The organism is Sutterella sp. (genome assembly GCF_052272535.1).
Classification (GTDB): domain Bacteria; phylum Pseudomonadota; class Gammaproteobacteria; order Burkholderiales; family Burkholderiaceae_F; genus Sutterella.
Genome location: NZ_DAVZJY010000328.1, coordinates 1 through 1,869, shown reverse-complemented (window position 1 = coordinate 1,869; position 1,869 = coordinate 1). Strand labels below are relative to the sequence as shown.

Annotated in this window: 1 protein-coding gene; it reads left to right on the top strand. The window is 55.3% G+C overall.

Annotated features, from left to right (window positions below):
• Window positions 1-250: 250 nt before the first annotated feature.
• Window positions 251-1,846 (top strand): transposase, encoded by a 1,596-nt coding sequence (locus tag ACT6Y9_RS10710; RefSeq protein WP_443744518.1) that lies wholly within the window; start codon window positions 251-253, stop codon window positions 1,844-1,846.
• Window positions 1,847-1,869 lie beyond the last annotated feature (23 nt).

Below are 1,869 nucleotides of genomic sequence, written 5' to 3'. Positions count from 1 at the left end.
TAAAAGTTTCCCACATCGCGGCACTACCTAAAACACCTCTTCAGTGGTAGATCTGCCTCCGATGGCGCCACAAACGCCATGGTTTTCACCTTTTCCTGCTCAAGCCAGGGCTTCGACGATTCGTAGCCCCGGCTTTTTAGTCTCGATAAACAGTTCATCTGCATGATCGAATTTTCCTGCAAGCCCTGGGCGAATGTGATACAATAGTACCCGATAAGCTTCAAATGTACTAATGTTTGAGGATTGGAAAATGCCGGTACCAGCTGAGATCAGAGCTGTTCCACGCCCCAGAAACACCATCGTGGTTGATAGGGGCGGCGATGGGCCCAAGCGTTACGCCGTCAGGGCAAGGGCGGGGGCCAAGTACGGCCCCCACGGCAAAACCCTGCCGATCAACGGACAAGTCATCGGGCACATCATCCAGGGCGCCTTTGTCCCCATCACTCCCGAAAAGAAACTTGCCTCAACCGGGCCGCAGGAGCTTTCCTTCGGCGCTGCGGCGTTCGCTCATTCCGTGTCCTTGGACCTCTTTCGGGACTTGACCGAGATCTACGATGTTCAGAATGCTTGTGAAATTCTTGCGATCGCGTTGATCCGCAGCATCAAACCCGACGTGAAGAACAGGCGGCTTGCAACGGAGTACCGCCGCACCTATATCAGCCGCTATCTGCCCGGACTCCATCTATCAGGCAATCACGTCGGCAAGCTTCTCGAAGGTCTCGGCATGGACCGCAGCAAGCGCGAAGCCTTCTTCGCTCACCGCATCGCCGACATTGAAGCCGATCATCACGTACTCATCGACGGCATGCTCAAGCAGGACACCAGCACGGTGAACGACTTCTCGGCCTACTCCTACAAGGCGCACGTCAAGGGCTGCAAGGACATTTCGATCATCTACGCGTACGACATAGAGAAGATGGAGCCCGTGTGCGCGGAGGTGTTCGCGGGCAATCGTGTCGACGCCTCGGCGTTCGCGACCTTCGTGAGGGATCAGAAGCTCACCCAAGGCATCATCGTCGCGGACAAGGGATTTCCACCGTCTCAAATTCAAGATGAACTTATCGGCCATCCCGACCTCCACTACCTCATCCCCATCAAACGTACCGACAGCAGGATCAGGAACAACGACATGCTCAAGTTCCAGGGGGTCCTCACCGCCATTGACGGTCAGGTGCATTACTGCAAGAAAAAACTTAGAACCAACCGCTTCTTGTATGCTTTTAAGGATCATGCCAAAGCCGATGGGGAACGCTATGCCTTTATCGAGAAGATGAAGACGGACCCAACGGTGACGGAAGCAAACTTCGAAGCCAAAAGCGAGCTCTTTGGAGTAATCGTTTTCGAGTCAGACCTTGATCTGTCTCCCTTGACGGCATATCTCTGCTACGAGGACCGTTGGCAGATTGAGTTGGTCTTCGACGCCTACAAAAACGATGAGCTGCTCGACCGCACCAATGTACAGGGAGATTTCTCCGTCCGCGGTTCAGAATTCATCAACTTCCTGACGACGGTGCTCACCTGCCGGATGCGGCACAAGGCGCAGAGGGCGGGGCTGCTCAGAAAGCTCTCGTACCGAGATCTTTTGGAAGATCTGGGGACGGCATGGAGAAAGGTTGAAGGCCCGCTGCCCCCGAAGTCCGACGACGAGTATTGGGTCGCGGACTACAAGGGTGCCTTCACCTTGATGGAAGCTTTGGGACTGTCCGATGCCGGCATCCGTTCAAAGCGTCCGGACGACGTCACCCATGAAGGCGTCGTCATCCCGCGCAAACCGGGAAGACCTCGAGTCCGCCCGGAATTTGTGGGGCCTAAGCGTCCTCGCGGTAGACCCAGGAAGCTTCAGTAGTACCGTACTTTGGGATTCTTTTA

Coding starts and splice junctions, on each gene's coding strand:
- ACT6Y9_RS10710 (WP_443744518.1), top strand. CDS start 251: ATGCCGGTACCAGCTGAGATCAGAGCTGTTCCACGCCCCAGAAACACC.